At 67.3% G+C, this 19016-nt stretch carries 17 protein-coding genes; 15 read left to right on the top strand and 2 right to left on the bottom strand.

Going from position 1 to position 19016, the window contains the following annotated elements; all coding sequences use genetic code 11:
- Positions 1–855 carry a helix-turn-helix domain-containing protein gene (locus ACIG87_RS28595; protein WP_396854705.1) on the bottom strand — a complete coding sequence of 285 codons (855 nt, stop codon included), beginning with the start codon at positions 853–855 and terminating at the stop codon, positions 1–3.
- Between the two features lie 830 nt (positions 856–1685).
- Here ACIG87_RS28595 and ACIG87_RS28590 point away from each other — a divergent pair.
- The 10 genes from ACIG87_RS28590 to ACIG87_RS28545 all read left to right on the top strand — a co-directional run bounded on the left by ACIG87_RS28590 (position 1686) and on the right by ACIG87_RS28545 (position 12570).
- Entirely contained in the window at positions 1686–2354 is a 669-nt protein-coding gene (locus ACIG87_RS28590) for a hypothetical protein (protein WP_396854703.1), read from the top strand.
- Between the two features lie 35 nt (positions 2355–2389).
- Positions 2390–3124: a helix-turn-helix domain-containing protein gene (locus ACIG87_RS28585; RefSeq protein WP_396854701.1), complete on the top strand. Its 735-nt coding sequence runs from the start codon at positions 2390–2392 to the stop codon at positions 3122–3124.
- 601 nt (positions 3125–3725) lie between these two features.
- Positions 3726–4415 (top strand): hypothetical protein, encoded by a 690-nt coding sequence (locus ACIG87_RS28580; RefSeq protein ID WP_396854699.1) that lies wholly within the window; start codon positions 3726–3728, stop codon positions 4413–4415.
- 80 nt (positions 4416–4495) lie between these two features.
- A complete protein-coding gene (locus tag ACIG87_RS28575) occupies positions 4496–5257 on the top strand; it encodes a hypothetical protein (RefSeq protein WP_396854697.1) in 762 nt (253 codons plus the stop codon).
- Positions 5258–5280: 23 nt separating this feature from the next.
- Positions 5281–5955 carry an HAD family hydrolase gene (locus tag ACIG87_RS28570; protein ID WP_396854695.1) on the top strand — a complete coding sequence of 225 codons (675 nt, stop codon included), beginning with the start codon at positions 5281–5283 and terminating at the stop codon, positions 5953–5955.
- Positions 5956–6131: 176 nt separating this feature from the next.
- Positions 6132–6842 (top strand): hypothetical protein, encoded by a 711-nt coding sequence (locus tag ACIG87_RS28565; protein ID WP_396854693.1) that lies wholly within the window; start codon positions 6132–6134, stop codon positions 6840–6842.
- Positions 6843–7036: 194 nt separating this feature from the next.
- A complete protein-coding gene (locus ACIG87_RS28560; protein WP_396854692.1) occupies positions 7037–7648 on the top strand; it encodes a hypothetical protein in 612 nt (203 codons plus the stop codon).
- A gap of 161 nt (positions 7649–7809) precedes the next feature.
- Positions 7810–8808: a glycosyltransferase family 4 protein gene (locus tag ACIG87_RS28555; protein ID WP_396854691.1), complete on the top strand. Its 999-nt coding sequence runs from the start codon at positions 7810–7812 to the stop codon at positions 8806–8808.
- Positions 8809–8858: 50 nt separating this feature from the next.
- Positions 8859–9845: a phosphotransferase enzyme family protein gene (locus tag ACIG87_RS28550; protein ID WP_396854689.1), complete on the top strand. Its 987-nt coding sequence runs from the start codon at positions 8859–8861 to the stop codon at positions 9843–9845.
- Positions 9846–9876: 31 nt separating this feature from the next.
- Positions 9877–12570, top strand: coding sequence for a hypothetical protein (locus ACIG87_RS28545; protein WP_396854688.1), 2694 nt, complete (start codon positions 9877–9879; stop codon positions 12568–12570).
- Between the two features lie 54 nt (positions 12571–12624).
- Here ACIG87_RS28545 and ACIG87_RS28540 read toward each other — a convergent pair whose 3' ends face one another.
- The gene (locus ACIG87_RS28540) at positions 12625–12879 is read right to left on the bottom strand and encodes a hypothetical protein (protein ID WP_396854687.1); all 255 of its coding nucleotides are present in this window, start codon (positions 12877–12879) and stop codon (positions 12625–12627) included.
- A 69-nt stretch (positions 12880–12948) separates the two neighbouring features.
- Here ACIG87_RS28540 and ACIG87_RS28535 point away from each other — a divergent pair, with 69 nt between their 5' ends.
- The 5 genes from ACIG87_RS28535 to ACIG87_RS28515 all read left to right on the top strand — a co-directional run bounded on the left by ACIG87_RS28535 (position 12949) and on the right by ACIG87_RS28515 (position 18855).
- Positions 12949–13449 carry a hypothetical protein gene (locus ACIG87_RS28535; protein WP_396854685.1) on the top strand — a complete coding sequence of 167 codons (501 nt, stop codon included), beginning with the start codon at positions 12949–12951 and terminating at the stop codon, positions 13447–13449.
- Positions 13450–13968: 519 nt separating this feature from the next.
- On the top strand, positions 13969–14745 hold the full coding sequence (locus ACIG87_RS28530; RefSeq protein ID WP_396854683.1) for a replication-relaxation family protein: 777 nt from the start codon (positions 13969–13971) through the stop codon (positions 14743–14745).
- A gap of 4 nt (positions 14746–14749) precedes the next feature.
- A complete protein-coding gene (locus ACIG87_RS28525; RefSeq protein WP_396854681.1) occupies positions 14750–15316 on the top strand; it encodes a hypothetical protein in 567 nt (188 codons plus the stop codon).
- An 806-nt stretch (positions 15317–16122) separates the two neighbouring features.
- Positions 16123–17814, top strand: a complete 1692-nt coding sequence (locus ACIG87_RS28520) for a replication-relaxation family protein (RefSeq protein ID WP_396854680.1) — start codon at positions 16123–16125, stop codon at positions 17812–17814.
- A gap of 846 nt (positions 17815–18660) precedes the next feature.
- On the top strand, positions 18661–18855 hold the full coding sequence (locus tag ACIG87_RS28515) for a hypothetical protein (protein WP_396854678.1): 195 nt from the start codon (positions 18661–18663) through the stop codon (positions 18853–18855).
- Positions 18856–19016 lie beyond the last annotated feature (161 nt).

Below are 19016 nucleotides of genomic sequence, written 5' to 3'. Positions count from 1 at the left end.
CTACAGGCTTTTCGCCACCTGCGCGATGAGCGCGGCCGACTCGTGGTCGGGTAGGGCGTTCGCGCGTAGGTGGTTGAAGCCCACGATACATTGCGCTACCTCGGCCGGGTCTTCCAAGTACAGGCCGCCAGCGAGGTTCTCCAGGTAGACGATCGGCTGATCTTGCGGCTCGGGGAACTCGAAGACGATGAACCCGCTGCCCATGGGGTGGTAGGCCCCGGAGCGGAACGGAAAGATCTGGAGCGTCACCTGCCCGTGCTCACTGAGCGTGAGGAGGTGGTGCAGCTGTTCACGCATCACGCCCGGTCCGCCGACTGTGCGTTGGAGTACGGCCTCGTCGAGGACCGCCCACAGGGCTGGGCGGTCGCTCTTGGCAAGAACCTCCTGGCGTGCCATGCGAACTCGGGTCAGTCGCTCGACCGCGTCAGCGGTGACGCTGGGACGCCAGGCGAGGAAGAGTTCACGGGCGTACGCCTCGGTTTGGAGAAGGCCGGGGATGTAGTGGGCCTCGTAGTTCATGATCGAGGTCGCTTCGGCCTCCAGCCCGACGAACGTCTTCATCTCGTCGGTGAGCACGTCGTTGTACGCCTGCCACCAGCCCCGCTTACGGGCCTCCCGCGCGAGCTGGACCAGTTGATCGTGAAGAGCGCCCGCGACCTGGTAGATCTCCAGAAGTTCGTGGACGTCGCCAGGACGGATGCCGAGCCTTCCATTCTCGATGCGGCTGATCCGGCTGCCGGTGCAGCCGATCCGTGCGCCGACCTCGTCGCAGGTGAGTTTCGCCTGCTCCCGCAGGCGTCGTAGCTCGCTGGCGAGGCGCCGCCGCCGAAGCGTTGGGCTTGTTGACGCGGCCATGGTGCATCTCCTTCGACAGCGGGTCTGACCTCGTCAGTGTGCCGCGCGATCGACTCGGCAGGCAATAGACCCAATGGCATGTACGGTTTGGCATCTTGCCATTCGGTCACTTGCCGTCCATCCTAGAAGTGCGACGCGATCGAACTGGGCCGGGTCGTATGGGAATAGGTTCGCCGTGCCGGTGCGCGCGGCGGGCTGCGAGCGCCCCTCTGTCGGGGTGCAGCTCGATGGATGCCCTCCCGCTACGTGACAACGGATCTCCGTGGTGGGCGGTGATCAGGAGGGGCGTGTCGAATGGCCGCGCTGGCGAGGCTTCACCAGAACACACCAAGCGACACGCCCTCTCCTCCCCACGGTCGGATAAGGACGTGACATGACGACATACCACGGCGGTGACCGGATCGATCATGCACAGGCAGCGCTCGACAGGCACGCGGTGTCCAGTGGCGACGGGCGGTGTGTCGCCTGCAAGGTGCTCGGCCCGTGCACGGAGAACGAGGCGGCCACCAAGGTGTTCCTGCTGTCGGCCCGTCTACCTCGGCGTCAGCCCGGTGCGACGCGGCCGGAGTTGATTGGTGCCGGTCGAGGCGGCTTCGATTGGCTGTCGGCGCGAGCGGCGGGTTGAGGTGTCAACCGTGGCGGCGGAGTCTAGCGGACCGCTTGGCGGCGTTCGCGCCTTCCGATCGCGGACCGGCGACCGACCCGCACCACCATCGCGCATCGGCGGCGTTGAGGCGTCACGGCCGGCAAACCGCTGTGGGGCGCGACCGAGAACTCGTCTCGCCAGCGTCCCCGTCGATGTGGTTGCAGACCAGGAACGGATTCACATAGTGGCGTATCGTCCGGGGCCGAACGACCTGCTCCGTGCGGCGCGGCTGGCGCTGCGTTCCCCGAGTGGATCGGGTCGGCCGATGTCGCGGCAGGAGTTGGCCGAGGCGGTCAACGCATACCTGTACGACCATGCGGGGCGCATGGTCGCCGTCGCCGGCCACTACATCGGCAACCTTGAACGCGGCCAGACCCGGTGGCCCTCCGCGCACTACCGCCAGGCGTTGCGCGCGGTGCTGGGCAGGGCCACGGATACCGAACTCGGCTTCTTCATCATCAAGGGACACGCCAGCGATGCTGACACGCCCCCGACGGAGCTGGCCCCGCCTACCGGCGCGTCCGATACCGCAACGACCGGCTCTTCCCCGGGCGTGCCGCCTGGTGTCGCCACCCTGTCGGAGGGCGCGCTTGACGGTGCGGGTGAAGGGCTTCCGGTCGCGTCGGCCGGGGCGGCGGCGGTGGTGCAGGTGAGTGTGAACGCGGGCGCGACGATCACGGTGGTGTGTCACGGCGGGCCACCCGTCTGCGTCGCTGTCGTGGCCGGACCGGTCGAGCTGCTGGTCGAACCAGTCGTCTCCGGACCCGCCTATCGTGCCCCGGCTCCGGCTAGCTGGCCGAGCGTGGACGGCGGTGCGCGGGTGTACTCGCTCGCCGCACGACGGGCGCGTTAGCGATGGCGGTTACCCAACTCGCACGGCAGAAGCCGATGGCGCGTCATGCTCCTCCTCCACCGCGCCGTCTCGGCGCGGCCGGTGAGATCACCCGGGATCACATAGACGACGCGCGCAGGAACCTCGGCCGGCACCTGGCCCGGCGGCGTAAGACTGTCGGGCTGAGGCAGGCCGATCTTGCCAAGCTCATCCGCTACTCGCGAAGCGCGATCGCCGGCGTTGAGGCCGGTCGGGACAACACCACCCGCATCTTCTGGTACAACGCCGACGTCGCCCTCGGCGCACGCGGAGCCCTGCTGTCCCTGTTCGATCAGTTGGACGCGCTCGTGCGGAGCCTCCACGCACAGAACGCTCGCGCGCGCGACCAGGAACGCCAGCAGTTCGGGATGCCGCCGGTCCCGCTCGCTCCCGACGTGTCGGCAGGTTGGGCGGCATGTGTGGGGTGCGGGCCGGCGGTCGTCGGCCGATGGACCGGGCGGGAGGTCCGCGCGTTACGCGAGGCGCTACGGATGAGCGTGCGCGCGTTCGCCGAGCACCTCGGCGTGACCATGACGACCGTCGCCGACTGGGAACACCGGACCGCCCCCGCGCCGCCGAGGCTCGCGGCACAGTCGCTGCTGGATCAAGCCCTCACCCTCGCCGACACCAACTCCACAGCCCGCTTCCGACTACTCCTCGACACCCCCGATACTCACGCGCACGCCGACCCCGCGAGCCCAGCCAGGGCCAGCCCGATTCGCCCTCCGCACCGGAGGCACCCGGCATTCTGACACCCAGAAACGGCCCAGGTAGAAGGGTGGCCCGCCGTTTCAACGAACAGAAACGGGTGGACGCAGCATAGGCTCGCGCACCATTATCGTTCGTCCAGTGAGGAGCACGATGGCTACGTTACCGGCCAGCGCGGCTGTGCCTCCCCCGCAGTCGGGTGCGCATGTTGATGTGGTTCTTGCGGGGCATCGCCTGCGGGTTACAGCCGATGCGCAGCACATGGCAGATGACGCTTTGGCGGTGTTGGTTCCGCCGTGTTCGGCTGCGGAGGCAAGGGGCGCGGAGCCTGGTTGGTCGGTTCACATCACTTCCGGTCCAGCCGACGCTGGTCGTCGGCACAGGGGGAATCCTGTCTACGGCTGGCCCGACGTCGGCCGGCGGCTGGAGATTGTCGAGGTGGCCAGCGGTCTCCTTGTTCTCGCTGGCCGCTATCGCAAGGGCTGCGCTGAGACTTTTATCGAGGTGGATGCGCAGTCCCGGCGAACGCGAGTGCTTCTGCCGTTCGGGGATGGGCCGAGTCGGCGATGGCCGGACTGGGTCGGTCGCATGTTCTTTGGTACGCGACTGCTCGCGGATGGTTGGCACCTGATGCACGCTGCGGCGGTGAGCGTTGATACAGACGTCGGTCCTCGGGCGGTGGTCTTCCTGGCTGGTTCGCGTGGAGGCAAGTCGACGCTGGCGCACCGGGCTTCTGTCGAGTTGTCTGCCAAGTTCTTGTCTGATGATCTTGTTCTCCTCCATCCCCGCTCTGACGGAGTGATCGCGGTCGGCTGGCCGACCCGGGTCAGCATCCCGGCGGAACTGGTAGATACGGCAGCGCGTGAGAGGGCTTCCATCGGAGCGGCGTTGGACAGCCTTGCGGGTGGTTCTCGACGTCACCGCTTGGTGGTCAGTCCGCCTGAGTACGCGGCAATGTTCGATGTCGAGCGGGCCGGACCTACGAGGGTGGGCGCGGTCGTCGTGGTCAGTTCAACCGACGCCGCCTGCTCGGGACCATATGGGCTGAGGGTGGATGGAAAGATCAACGCGGATCGACTCGGGTCAGTGTTGGCGGCTGCCGCTCAGATACCCGCTCAGCGGTTGATGATGCTCGACCTTCTGGGTGTTGCTGGGCCGGCAGCCCAGACGCCGTGGTCGACGAAGACTGCGCCGGTTGGCTTGCTCGCTGGGCTCCGTGACGCCGGTGTCGTGGTGGTCGGGCTCAGCATTCCGGACATGTCGCGATTGCCGTCGCTGCCTGTTTGGGCTGCTCTCGCCGTCCACATCCCCTGGATCATGGGGGGTGCGCCGTGACCGCCAGGTGGGTTGTTCGCAGCGGGAGCAGACGGCTGTCGGTAGCAGGTCCGCCACATATGGGCCTGTGGTGGCCCACCTTGTTGGCGCAGATTCCCGCCGCGCGCGGCGGGTCGATTGGAGCGGATGACGAGGTTGCGGCGCTCATACTCCCTGACGCGATAACGCGGGACGACGTACGTCGCACTATCAACGCCAGGTTCCACGTTGAGCACCTTTCCAATGACACGCTGAGCTTGCATGGTGTGGCATTGCAGAAGGCGGGACAGGCATTTCTTTTGATCGGCGGCTACGGTGCGGGAAAGAGCCTCACTGGGCTGGCCATGATCATGTCGATGGGGTGGTCTCCCGTCGCGGGAGACACCTGCCTCGTCAGGCTGAATGATCGGGGCTTTTTTGATGTCGTTGGCGGAACCCGCGCGTACGTGGTTCGGCGATCTACGATCGCGCGGTGGTTTCCCATCCTTGCTCTTGGTGAGGTGGACGGCGAGCGGGTTGATCTCGCGGTGAGCCTGCCTGGTGACAGTGGCGATGTGATGTCGAGGCTTGCGGGCATCGTGATGGTGGACGTTGATGGTGGCGTCCTCGGGTCACCACCGATTCCCTGTGGGGAGCAGGTGGCCGCGAACGCGCTGTACCGGGCGAGTGGCCACCTGCTGGACAAGATCCTCGACGATGCGGCGGCGGACCCGTTATCGCTGTTGGAGGGTTCCGAGTTGGCCCGCCGCCGGCTGCGGCTGGTGCGTCGGCTCGCATCCACTGTCCGTTGTTGGTGGGTGCGTGGCGAGCCCAGCGGTATGGCGACTGCGGTCAATGCCATTGCATGTGAGGAGGACCAGTAGTGGGTGAGCTAAGGGTGGCGACGGTGGCGCTGGATTTCGGCGGCACGTTGGCGACTCCAGGGGCATCGCCGCGTGGACGCGACGTGGTGGCGGCGTTGGAGGGGCGGCTTGGTTGGCCGATTCCTGCCGGGCTCGGCACCGCGGTCGAGGAAGCGCGGGCCGAGGCGAAGGCAGCGTACCGGCGAGGTGTCCAGACACCGTGGGACTCGATCCTCGCCGCCGCCTGGCGGCGTGTGGGTGCTGATGTGCCAAATCTCGCCGAGGTGGTTGACGCGCTATGGGAGACGGTGCCCGACGCTGTCGTCGATCCGCGTGCCGCCGATGTCGTCTGGACACTTCACCGCGCTCGGTGGCGGCTCGTCCTCGCCTGCAACACCCAACGCCCGATCGCCTACCGACGGCGTACGCTTGCCACCGCCGGCTTGGCGGACTGCTTCGATGCCCTTGTGCTGTCCAGCGACATCGGCATTCCCAAGCCCGACCCTCGCTTCTATGCGGCGGTCGCTGAGGCGGCCGGAGTCGCGCCGGAGTCAGTCCTGTTCGTTGGCGACACTCTCGACAAGGACGTCATCGGTCCGCGTGCCTTCGGGATGCGGGCTGTCCTGGTGTGCGACGAGCCGCCGCCGAATCTGCCCGAGGGCGTTCCGGTCATCGCCCACCTGGCCGAACTGCCCGGCCTGCTGGAGCAGTGGCCATGATTGGTCCGGACGGTGTGGGTGCCCGGATCGTCTTCCGGCGAGGTGCCGCCATCCTCGCACCGCCTCTGCCTACGCGGCCGGGTTGGTTCGCGGCACGGTACAGCGTGGTCAGCCCTGGCACCGAACTGCGGCGCCTACTCGCCACAGCGCTCGGAGGCGAGTATGCCGCCGGGTACATGACCGTCGTCGACTCGCTGGACGGTGAGAAGCGGTTGGCACCCGTGCCTCACGGTGCCGCCACCCGGTCCGACGACCACCGCGCGCTTCCGATTCCGCAGGCGACCAGACCGGAGCACGTCGCGGTTGCCCGGTTTCAGGTGATGGCGGCCCTTGGGCTGAGCCGCTGGGTGTCGCACCACCGCCCCCCGGAGCCCGCCGTTGTCGTGGGCGGCGGGCCGGTCGCCCTCGGCTGCATACTGGAGCTGAAAAACCGAGGCGTGGCCCGTGTGGTGGTGGTGACGCGGCATCCGCTGCCGGCTGCGGCAGTTCTGCCAGGCGTGACCATCCTGGCAGACTCGCCCGGTGCCGAGACGCAGTCCTTCGTGATCGACTGCACCGGGCGCGCAGGGCGGGCGTTCGCGATGGTCGCACCGGGCGGGTTCCTTGGCCTGTTGGGCACCTCGGACGGCGAGGAGGCCCTGTCGGCTACCGCTGTGCACCGACGTGGGGCTGCGGTGGTGGGAATGCATGAACTCGCTGGTCACCGCGACCAGGCGAGGCAAGCGGCATTCGCGGCCGTACTGCGTAAGGTGACCACCACGGTCGACATCGATTCCGTGCCGGGCTGGTTCAACAGGATTCCCGGCGAGCAGGCCGTTCCTTTCTACGCCGCGCTGGCCAGCAGCCGGCGACCGACCGCACCGTTTGTGATCCTGGAGTGGTCGTGACCAGGTCGACGCCGACGGCTGTCGGCCTCTACAGCATCGGAATCCGCAGCATCGATCTAGAGGATCTACTCGCGCTCGCGGTCACGCACGAGGTTCCGTTTCTGCACTTGCGCGGCGGCCCGCGTGGCTTCGACCTGGGCAGGCAAGACACGGCAACCCTTACTCGGTGGGCGCGTTGTTGCCTCCAGGTGAACGTGCCGATCACCGTCGTCACCGCTGATCTTGACCTGGCCGACTTCACTCGGCCGGGCACGCAGGCGTACCAGCAGGCCAGCGCCGAGCTTGACCTGCTGGGCCACGCCGCCGCCGTGCTGGGAGCACCCGCGATTCGACTGCTGGCCAAGCGTGCTCTCGACCAGCGGCAGTGGGTCGACCTCACGGTGCCGGACCTCACCGCCCGATACGGGCTGACGACCCTGATCGAACTACACGATCCGAAGTGGTTCACGGCGCAAGCGGTCGCGTCGATGGCGGCGCACCTCGGCCGAGCCCCGTGGCTCGGCCTGCTGATGGACACGGCTCAGGTCCACGAGGCGTGGCGATGTTCGGACCGTCCCGACGACCTCGCCGCTCGGGTGTCTGCCCTCGTACCGCACACCCGCGCCGTTCACATCAGCGAGAGCGGCGATGACGTGCCCAGTGCTGGCCTCCGGATCGTGGCGCAGGCGTTCGGGCACGGGAACGACGACAACCGGGCCGAGATTGCGTACGAGTGGACCGGTGCCGATCGCAGCCCGCAGAGCTGCCTGGCCCGGTATCGCCGCGCCGTCGCCTGGTGGTGCTCAAGGGTGGAGGCGAACCCGTGACGCCTACACCGACCGTGCCATCTCCCCAATGGGTCATCGTCACGGACTACCCGCGTTGGCCGAGCCCGTACTTCGCTCACCTGCACCGTTACGCCCCTCCGGCACTGCCGTTGACCTTCCGTCCGGACATCCCCAGCGTGAGTGCAATGCAGCCGCCCGGAGTGCTCAACCTGCACCGGCTCAAGCGGCTTTACCACGACGCGTCTCAGGGTGCACGCACACCACGGGCCGCCGCCGAGTTGCTGGCCCGACTGGCCGGGCTGCGGCGGGCCGGCTGGCGCGTGGTCTGGACGGTCCACAACCTCAAGCCGATCGACGGCGACGCGGTGACGGACACCGATGACACCGTGACCCGAGGTGTTCTCGACCTCGCCGACATCGTGCTGTGCCACACGCACACAGACAGCACTTGGCTGCGCTCCCGCACCAGTGCGGACGTGCGCATGGTCGGTTGGGCAGGGCTGGACGACAGCGAGCTTCCCCCGAGCGGCGCAGTCGCCACGTTGGTCGATCACATGCGTGGCGAGCTGCCGGCGTTCCTGCTTCTGGGTCACATCACCGGATACAAGGACGTACCCGCCACCGCCGCGACCTTTCTCGCCCACACCAGCCGCGCACGCCTGGTCATCGTCGGTGCCAGCCGCGACCCAGCGATCTCAGCCGACCTCGGTCGCGTCGTCGCCAATGCCGGCGGTCGAGTCATCTGGTCTCCACACCGGGTGCCGCCTGAGCAGGTCGGTCACCTCTACGCCGCCGCCGACGCCGCTGTCTGCCCCTACCGAACCGATGGCGACTACGGCTTCTTCGCCGAGGTCCTGCACCCCAGCTCCGTCACCACCGCCACCTGCTATCAGGTGCCGGTAATAGCCCCCGACCTACCCGCCATCGAGGAGATCACCCGAGGTCGTCACCGATGGCTCGCACCAGCCGGGAGTGACCTCGGCCCCGCGCTGGCCGCAGCCGAGGCCGCGCTCTTGGCACCAGGCCAAGCAGGCACACCAACGGCACACAGGCCGCCAAGCGCCTCAGCCCATCGATGGAGACGCATCGGCCAGATCTACCACACGCTCGCCGAAGAACTGCTGCCGCAGGAGCCACCCGACCCGGCGGCGTCCGGAGCCCAGCACACCAACACACGACAAGAGGAGCCCCGCCGATGACCGAGCCCATACCCACGATCGCCGACGTTCTCGAACGCCGCTACGGGATCGTGCCGGAACGCCTGGTCCAACTACCCATCGGGCAGGGAACGACCAACTACCGAGCTACCTGCGCCGGCCGTGACGTCTTCGTCAAGAACTACCCACCCGGTTCCGACCTGGCCGGCGAAGCCGATGCCATCGAGCTGTCGGCGCTCGCCGAGCGCCACGGCACGCCCGTCGCCGGGCTGCTCCGCAATCACGCCGGAGACCCCATCGACACCAGCTCCCCGTATGCGCTGTCGGTGTGGGAGTGGGTGCCTGGAGCCGTCGTCACCACTAACCTGACAGTCGGCCAGGCGCGGGCCGCTGGCGCGACTCTCGGTCGCGTCCACGCCGCCTTCGCGACCCTGCCCGCCAGTACGGGACCATCGCCGCAGGCGCAGAACTGGCTGGCCGTCGACCTCGCCGACATGGCAGCGACCATCGACCGTCTCTCCGACATCGCCAAGGCACGCATGGCGACAGGGCCGACGGACCCCTTCGATGCCCAGGCCGTCAGCACGCTCGCCGAACGACGAGACTCCATCGGCACGATTCCCCGGCTCATAGGGGAGCTACCCAAACTCACCACCCAAGTCCTTCACGGCGACTACAGCCCGGTGAACCTGATCTTCGACGGCGACCGGCTTTCCGCCGTGATCGACTTCCGACCGCCGGACCCCTTCTTCGTCGCCTACGAGGTCGGCCGGGTGGCGTTCTACCCCAACACGGTCGCCACCACGACGGACTGGCCCGCCACCGCACGAACGCTGATCGAAGCCTACGTACGGGCCAACCCCACGGTGGCCGACGACGATATCCACGCCTGCGCCCGGGTCGCGCTGCTGCAACTACTCACCAGTCTGTACGGGGTCAAGCAGCACTACCTCAAGCCGGGCCTGTTCCAGGACGCCCTCGACGAGTTCTGGCTCCTACGCCACCAGGCGGTAAGGGTCCTGCTCGACCACCAGGCGGACACCGATGCCCTCCTCCACGACATCATCTCGAACCGCTGACGCCGCGTATCTCCTCACAGTGAGGGACAAGATGACCGCCGAGAACCCCCCGCCCGACCTGAACTGGCACGTCCTACACGGCCCGATAACCCCGGACGGGCTACGCGCAGCGCTGGGGCAGATCGCCGCCGCGCACGGCCTGTCGGTCACGTACCCGCACCCTGACACAGCCCTCGTCTTCCGCCAGGACCAGTCAGTGGCTCTCACCGTCCGCTGGCACGCCCACCGACCGCCGCTCCCGGACACCCAGGCCCACAACCTGGAGCCCGATAGGCACCTTGAAATCCTGCTCGACTGTCGCGCCGACGAAGCAACGAAAACCAGCCTGGTCAACGATCTGACGCTACGGTTGCGCCGCCACAGCGGCAGCGAACTGGACCGCATCCGCGCTCACCTACCACTCATCGGCCGGTACGCCACCAGCGATCTCGGTGTCGACGGATGGGCCCTGATCTTCCGGGATCACTACGTCGAGAACACGCTCGGATTCCTGCTCGGCATCCACCGCGCCGGAATCCCGGCGCACCGGATCTACGCCCTGGCCAAAGGTGACCGCACCCACCGACGCGACCGAGTCCACGCCACCCTGCTCGCCCACGGCATCGCCAGCGGCGTCCTGGACAACACCGCCATCAACGCGCCCGCCGGCCACGAAACCGAACTGGCAGCCGCGCGAGCCACAGTCGATGCCTTCATCGACGACGCCCACGCAGTCGGACTGCGAGTGCTCGTCATCGACGACGGCGGGCTCATCGCCCAGGGGTACGGCGGCGGCGATGCCGCCCGCCGCGTCGACGCCGCCATCGAGCTGACCGTGTCCGGGCTCAAGCGCATCGGCGCCGCTGGCCCGCTGGCGATCCCGGTGCTCAACCTCGCCCGCTCCGAACTCAAGACGCGCCTCGGATACCCCGAGATCGCCGAATCCTGCGCGCGCCGCCTGCGGGCACTGCTTCCCGCCCACAAGCTCAGCGGACGTCGGGTGCTTGTCATCGGGTTCGGCGAGCTTGGTTCGCGCCTCTCTGACAGCCTGCGCGGCCAAGGCGCGCAGGTCCACATCGTCGACACCGATCCGCTCTCCCTTATCACCGCCGCCGAAGCCGGCTATCCCACCCACCGCCGCGTCAGCGACGCGCTGACGGCCGCTCCGCCGTTCCTCGTCATCGGTACCACCGGCAGCGACGCCATCACCGCCACCGACCTGACTCTCATACCAGACGAGGTGTTCCTCGCACCGTTCGCCACCAGAGACTTCAGCCTGCTCGCCACGCCCCAGTACGACAGACAGGCGACGCTCATCCCGGGCGTCGGTCGCAGATACCGCCTCGACGACGGCCGCCACGTCACCGTGCTCGGCGACGGCCGCTCGCTCAACCTGTACGAAGCCGACGCCATCCCCAACCAGGGCTACGACGCATACCGCGCTGGCACCTTGATCGCCGCCGGATGGCTATGCCGAAACGCCGACCAACTCACGCCCGGCGTGCACGTCGAGATCGTCAACGACATCGCGCGAGGCAGCGGTCTCTACGAGGCGTACTACGACACCTACCTCGCCGGACCCACCGCCGACACCCAGACCGGGACCGAGGTCGCCGGCACCGCGCACGGCGTCGGCGGACTGCGGGCCTGCGTCGTCGGCTACGGCGTCGCGGGACGCCTACACGCGGAGATCCTCGCTGAAGCGGGCGCGTCGCTCACCATCCTCGACCCCAAGCACCAAGATCTTCCCAAAGACTTCCGCAGTTTCACCACCGGCGTCGAGGAGTTGCCCGACGCCGTCGCGTCAGCCGTCGCCCTATGGTCGGTGTGCTGCCCCACCGCCGACCACCTTCCGGTCCTCCGATCGATCCTGGACCGTGATCCGCAAGCACGGGTGCTACTGGAAAAGCCCGCCTGCCAAGGCCACGAAATTGCCGAACTGACCGCACTGCTGGCCAGCCACCGCAACGCCCGGCTGGTCCTCGTCGACCAGTACCGACACAGCCGAGCCCTCGACGCGTTGCGGCAGATCGTCGGCGAGCTTGAACCCGACGCAAAGATCAACCACATCGGTGTCACGTTCAGCAAGGACCGCACCGTCGACATCTCACGCGGACGGTTCGTCGACCGCTCCTACGGGGTGCTCGGCTACGAGTGGCTGCATATGCTCACCGCACTACGCCAGTTCCTGCCCGTCAACGTCTGGGCCGCATACCTCGCGGGCGACCCGCACCGCTCCGAACTGACCGCCACCTACGACCCGCGCATGTTCGTCTCCGCGCTCACGGAGCGAACGACCATCGCGGCCGAAGGCCACCACGTAAGCATCGAACTCGCCTCAACCATCACCGGCTCAACCGTCATCCTCGGCAGCACCCCCCGAACCAGCCCGCTCGGCCACAACCGGTGGAGCCGAGGCCGCCGGCCGACAGACGACCGGCACCGCCACATCACGGTTCACGCCGGGCAAACCAGATTCGTCGCGCACCTCGACCCCGTCACCGCGCCGGACGGCTGGCAACTCGACCGCAACCAGCACCGGATCACCGCTCACCGCGGCGACCGTCTCCTGCACGACTCGGTGATCGACGACTCGCCCCTGCACACCGCAGTCCGCGACGCCGTCTCCCGGCTACTCAGCGACGAGCCTCTTCCGCCCCCGGACTTGACACCGCTTCTGCGCATCGCCGCTCTCGCCCAATTCCTTCACGCCCAGCAGCCCAACCTCACCCTGGCAGCGAGCTAGGTCAATCCCACCTCGACCACTCACATCCTGCGAGGCACTATGGCCACAATCTGCCTACGGCTGGACGACATCCACGACGGCACACCACAGCGCCTTCTCGCTACGCTCGACCAACGGGTATGGCGCGAGCGACCAGTAGTGCTGGGGGTAGTTCCTTACCCTGCCCCTGGATGTCTCGGCGACACAGCGACACGCCGAGAAGCGCGCGGATTTACGCGGCATTCGTTGGCGAGCCCTCACCTTCGTGCGTACCTCCACCGCCGTATCAGCCTCGGCAAAGCGGAGGTCGCCGTACACGGTCTCACGCATGCCGACCATGTCACGGCCCACGGACCCGGAACGCCGGAACTCATCGCCCCAAGCCAGCGGCGGGCGGACATGCTTTCGAACGTTCTGCACGCCTTCCGCACCGAGTTCGGTACATCAACACTCATCCCACCGCACAACTTCATCGATGAAGTAGTGGTGGCGCGTTACACGGCCGAAGGGTTCCACCTCAGCCGCGCGCTGATGAACCACGAAGTCGCCGCTCACGGCCTCGACCCCACCTCCCCGGATCATCGAGCTGAGGCGAAGCGACGCCGCCCCCGCTACCCCGCCGGTCCCGCGATGGTTCTGTACCAGACTGCGTCGGTGGCTGCCAGGGATATGTCCCGTACCAACCCGCGCGATCTAGCGTCGTCCGTCATGAGCGTTGCCGGACCAGCAGGGATGGGAGTGATCACCTTCCACTGGTGGGACTTCCTCCACGACAGCGGTGAGATCAACGAAGCCTTCACCACCTTCGCGGCCCAGTTCCTCGACGCCTGCCAGCAACTAGGCTCGGATGAATTCACCACCATAACCAACCTGGCGAGCAACCTCCAAGATGACCGGTAGCCTCCAGCTCGACAGGGGTCCGACCCCGGCCGAGTAGATGGTGTGGTCGCACCCGGCGCAGGTTCGCAACGTTGGCGAGAGGCAGCCCACCCGGCTGCCTCTCGGATCCTCGGCGTGCCGGCGAGGCGGCTCGGGGCGAGGTGCACGCTCGGCAGAAGCCGAACGTTCCCCGCCTCGCCCATCAAGGCAAGCGAACCCCATCGCATCGATAGTTTACTATTAAGGCTCAGCTGCAACTCGGTCGCAAGCGATTCTCTTTCGCCGGCTATGCCACTTTTGTGGCTCGCCTTTTCGGTTGATCTGGTGAACAGCGGACACCTGGAAAGCGCTTTCTGATCAGTATTAGGGGTGCGTAGCCAGTTCCGGGAGTGGTTGCCGCGCTCGCGCAGCGTCGAGACTTGAAGCTCTGAAGCTGCGGGAAGGGGGCGGTTGGGTGTGGCGCGTCGGTACGTGGTTGGGCCGGACGAGAGCGAGTTCAGCCCGCCGCCCCGGCGGTCGGGTGATGTGTGGTTGCACGGGTTGGGGCGGCGACATTGGGCGTTGCTGTCGTTGCTGGCCGAGCACGGGGTGCTGCACACGGGGCAGGTCGCGACGTTGATGTTCGGCAGCCGCCCTGCCGCTGCCCGTCACTTGGGTGTCCTGGTGCGGGCGGGTGTGGTGTGGCGGTTCGTGCATGACGACGATCCGAGTCATCTGGCGTTCTACGAGCTGAGCGCGGCCGGTGCGGAGGCGTTGACGGCACGGTTGCGGGAGGCGGGTCGGTCGGTGCCGGTGGCGTTGGGTCGTCCGGGTGCGGACCTGGCTGTGGTGAACGACTTCTTCGTTGGTCTCGTGGCGGATGCCCGGGTGCGGGGGCAGGGTGAGCTGTTTCGGTGGCGGCGGGCGTTGGAGGCGGCGGTGTGGCTGCGGGAGCATGGCGTGGCGGATGTGGCGCCGAGCGCGTTCGGCGTGTGGATCGAGGACGGGTTGGCGGTGCGGTTCGTGGTGCACGTCGACCACGACGGGGGGACTCCGCTGTTCGGGAGTCCAGGGTTGTCGCCGGCTGTCGACCTGGCGGGCTATCGGCACGCCCCGCGTGGGGTTCCGGTGACCGCAGTCCTGGTCCTGTGCTCCAGCGCCGGACGTGAGGCCGAGCTGCGTCGTGACTTGGCCGCCGCGCCGTTGCCGGTGACCGTGGGGTCCACCACCCTTGACCTGTTGCGCAAGGCGTCCAGCGCCGCCGACGCGATCTGGACGGTGACCGGTTGCGAGGGCTTGGTGCGGTTGGTCGAGGTCGGCGGCAGTGCCGCACCATGAACGCATGCAGACGCCACTGTGGGTGCCACTTCTCGTTGCAGCGATGGGCTTCTTCGGGACGGTTGCTGCGGGAGTGGGAGGTGTGCTGCTCACACAGCGGCATACGGCTCACCGCGAAAAGGTCGCATACGAACGGGAACGTGAGCGTGAACGCGAACGTTGGGCGCGAGATGACCAAGCGCGAACCTTCGAACACCGCAGAGAGGCTTACGCAAAGTTCTACGAAGAGTTGAGCACTCTATGGCGGAAGGCTCGGGAGAACGCGTTCGAAGGTGGAGAGCCGTTGCCTAATTCATGGGGAGAGTCGGCCTTTCCGAAGCTCTATGAACTGAGCCTCTATGCGTCGGCGGAGGTGGCATCAGTAGCGCACAATTCTCTCGGTAAAGTGCGTGAGGTCGCCTGGATAAGCTATAAGGGGCACGGTAGCGATGCATTCCAGGAGGGGCAGCAGCGGTATTTTGAACTGGAGAAGAGGCTACTAAACTCGATGCGCCTCGATCTCCTCGTTTCGGGAAACGCGGAGATCAATCCGCCGTGGGAATGGTTACTCGGCAGACGATTGGGCGAATGATGTCGATCCCAGTCGACCGACATGGGTGCCCGAGATTGAGGAACGGCGATGATCGGTTTGATCATGCTCGTCCTGCACGGCGTTTAAGCCAAGCGCTACTCAGGGTGAGAAAGCCTCATCGAGAGCGCGCTCCAATCGACCGGATCCGCACGTTTGGTGGCCGGATGACTCAGCACCCTGCGCAGGTCGGTTGCGACGCGTGTGCACTGGCAGCCGTCCCTGCCTAGGCAATCGGACGTATGTGCCAATATTGCCCGTTCTGCTGCTGGGCATCGGGGTTGTTCGCCTGCAGGTTTCCAATCGGCGGCCTGATTTTGTAATCCCTCTATGAGGGTGAGACGTTGCGGCACGGTCGGGAGGCCACCTGTTGTCCACCCGATAGCCCGCCCCCGGCTCCGCCCAACAGCCCGACCGCGCGGTCTCGGGTGATGGTCGTCGGGGTGGAGGTGGGGGTTGTCAGGCCGGGCGGGCGCTGTCGCTGGCCCGGCCTGACAGAAGGCGTCGACTGGGAGGCGTGTCCGATTGAGTATTGAGCAGCATGTTTCGTTATTGAACAGCAATCTTCGAGCGTTTTGCCCTGGTGCAGGTTCTGACAGAAGTCAACTCCGTGGGGGTTGACGCTCGTGTCACCTCTTCCCGGTCTGTCAGGGGTTGCGGATTGCTCTGCACCCGATCGGCAACCCAACAGGCCGTGAACACGCAGGTCAACCCTGCCTCGTCGGTCATTGCGGGACCGGCGACTGACATATGTCATCTCTTTCCCCCAGGGGCGCTATATCAGCGCTACAGCGAAAGGACCAAGGCTGATGTCCTCCGGTGTGTCCCACCGGCTGCGGGCCTCCGGCGGCCCCAGCGAAACCCTTCTGCTCCTACTCAACGACCACCGGGTCATGACCACCGACCAGGCCGCCCGCGCCACGGGCACCCCGGCGCGGACGGTGTTGTACCGGCTCGAACAACTCCGTGCCGCCGGGTTGGTCGACTACGACCGGCCCGGACGGCAGACCGGTAGCGCACCGCATCACTGGTGGCTGCGCCCCGCCGGTGCCCGCCTGGTCACCGGCACCGCTCCCGGTGACGGCCGCCGTCCCTCGGCCATGTTCAGCGCCCACTCGGCCACGATCACCGAGGTATGGCTCGCCCTACGCGACCACGGCCCACCCGCCGGGCTGACCATGACCGGGTGGGCCACCGACCGGGCCGGCTGGCAGGAATGGGAAGGCCGCACCTCCGCATGGGGTGGCACCACCGCCAAGCGCCTCACCCCCGATGCCGTCTACCAGGCCACCCTCCCCGACGGACAGACGACCGCGGCGTTCATCGAGATCGACCTCGCCTCAATGACCCACACCCAACTCAGAGCCAAACTCGACCGCTACCGCGCCTACGCCCGCGACGAGGCATGGCGTACCCGGTTCCCGCACTGCCCACCCCTGCTGCTGTTCACCACCACCGCCCACCGGGCCGTCACCTTCACCCGCACCACCGCCCGCCACCTCAAGGACGACACACCCGCCCACTACCGGCGCGTGATGGACGACGAAGCCCTCATCGCCGAACACGCCCGGCTCGTCATCGCCGCGAACGGCCTCGTCCGCGACCCCGCCCGCACCGCCGCCGAGCATGTCTGGACCCTTACCGACCCGGAAGCCGCCGAGACGACCCTCACCGCCATCCTCACCGAACGCGCCACCGTCAGCGCCGCCGCCCAACCCGCCTACCAGCGCCAGCGGGACGCCGCTGACCGCCGGCACCGGGAGTACACGATCGGCCGGCTGCACCACCGGCTGAGACAACTCGGACCGCTCCTCGGCCCCGCCGCCGTCGACCTCGTCGGCTACCTCCTGGATTCGCGCACCCGCCGCGCCGGCCCGTTCACACCCGACCTCGACACCGACACGATCCTCACCACCGTCGCCGCCTGGGCACAGAACAACCCACACCCCGACGACGACACCACCAGTACCCTCCGCGCGACCCTCACCACGCTGCACCACATGGCCTGGTCCCACCAGGTTCGTCACCTCGCCCACCTGATCACCACCCACGGCGACCGACCCGCCTGGTACGAGGCGGCTGCCTGCCTCGCCGGACACCGCCTCCTCACCCCCACCGAACACCACCGCCTCGACCAATCCCCCACCCGCGAGCAAGCCCAAGCCCAGGTATGGCGCGACTGGCAACCACCCGACCACCACCGCGACCACACACCACTACCGACGTACCCACAGTGGCGCGACCAGCAGACCAGCACCCAGTGGAACAACCTGTCGTGGTGGCAACGCCAACGCACCGACCGCACCACCCTCGCCACCGCCTTCGACAACGAACACCTCACCGCCTGCGCCCGCTGCCGACTCACCATCCCCACCAACGACACCTCCGACTGCCCCGGCTGCCACCACCACGAACGCCTACCCCACCACCAACGCCACACCACCACCCCCCTGACCGACCTCATCACCGCACTACTCGCCAAGACAACCGACGACCCCTGACAGCGCTCGCCGCCCGGAATCTCGACCGCGCCCGGTCGAGATTGATAAGCAATCGCCATATCTTGCTACGCGCCGAAACGCGCGTACGCAGATCCGGTAACCGGTACTACAACTTGCTCAGCCGACCCGGCAATACGGGGATGGTCACCGTAATGCCGCTACGGGTCGCGGACCAAGCGATACGCAACGGTACAACATAGAACGAGTCGCGGATAGCCTCGCGGGCGTGTCGCGGGTACCGCCGATCCGCTCGGGTGACGGGGCCGGATCGGTGCTGCCGTGCTGGTAACGCTGTTGCTCGACCCGGTGGAGCGCTACCGGTAGCCCCGTAGCGTCAACCGGCGGCGGTAACGCCTCCGAGGGCGTGGTAACGCCTCGACCTGAACGACCAACAACGAATCTGTTGACTTCCTCACACCCTATTTCCCGGCTCGTGCCGGGCCTTAATGTCCCGTACCGCCTCGTGCCGGAAACGGCTGTCACCGAGGTTACGGGTAGCGCGGGTGGTAACGCCTCCGCGTCATTCTCAATTCACGGAAGGGCAAGAAGTCATGACCGCAGCACACCGGAAACCAGCGGAATCAACTGTGGAGGACGATGGCCACAAGCCAGACGACACCTGACCCGCGCCGTCGCCCATCAGGCGACCGGGGGACGCTGAACAGCGCGGCGAAGCCGGACAGCGACCCCGCCCCCACCGACACCCCGACCGGCCAGCCCCACGCACGGGGGACGTCACCGCTGGCCCGACACCCCTCCACCACAACGAACCGAGCACCGACGCGACCGGCGACGCCGGGCGTGTCAGCGGCGGACCGGGCGATCATGCAAGCCCGGCTCGCGGCGATGTCCGCACCCCGCGACGACGACGATGAGGAGGTGGCGGCGTTACGCGCGGTCCTGCGTAACGAGGCGTTGATGGCGCACGTGATCGCCAACGTGGAACGGATGCCACCGCTGACCGATGAGCAACGCGAGATCGTGGGCGCGTTGTTCAACCGGCCAGCGCGCACACCGCCCCGGCGGCGGCGGGCGGCCTGACCGGATGCGCGAACACGACGACGGCCACCCCCGAGGTTCGGGGGTGGCCCCTCGTGTTTTGACCGTTTTTTGGGCAGGGTGGTCTTGGGTGTGGTGTGGTTGTTTGGTGGTGCTGTGGGGGGTGGGTGGTTACTTTCCCTTGTGGAGGGCGTTTCGGCGGA

The organism is Micromonospora sp. NPDC051925, assembly GCF_044548625.1.
GTDB lineage: Bacteria > Actinomycetota > Actinomycetes > Mycobacteriales > Micromonosporaceae > Micromonospora.
This window is presented reverse-complemented; position numbering and strand designations above follow the sequence as displayed.